This window comes from Bittarella massiliensis (ex Durand et al. 2017) (assembly GCF_017566145.1).
GTDB lineage: Bacteria > Bacillota > Clostridia > Oscillospirales > Ruminococcaceae > Bittarella > Bittarella massiliensis_A.
The window spans coordinates 1-223 of record NZ_JABFCL010000213.1 but is presented as its reverse complement, the minus strand read 5'-3'; the positions used below and the strand labels follow the sequence as shown (position 1 = coordinate 223).

The following is a 223-nucleotide window of genomic DNA, read 5'->3' as shown; positions in this document are numbered from 1 at the left end:
CATATGCCGCATCGTAGATGATGACAGATCCCTTCTGATTCGCATAATCCACCCACATCTGAAGCTGATCCTTTGTGATAGCAGACCCCGTTGGGTTGTTCGGAAAACACAGATAAATCAGATCCGGCACTTCCTTCGGAAGTTCCGGCACGAAATGATTGTCCGCCGTACAAGGCATGTAGATCACATCGCTCCACACCTCAGACTTTGGATCGTATGTACC

1 protein-coding gene is annotated in these 223 nt (G+C 48.9%); it reads right to left on the bottom strand.

Annotated features, from left to right (window positions below; genetic code table 11):
• On the bottom strand, positions 1-223 hold a 223-nt coding region (locus HJY11_RS14080), incomplete at both ends, for an aminotransferase class I/II-fold pyridoxal phosphate-dependent enzyme (RefSeq protein WP_208076514.1).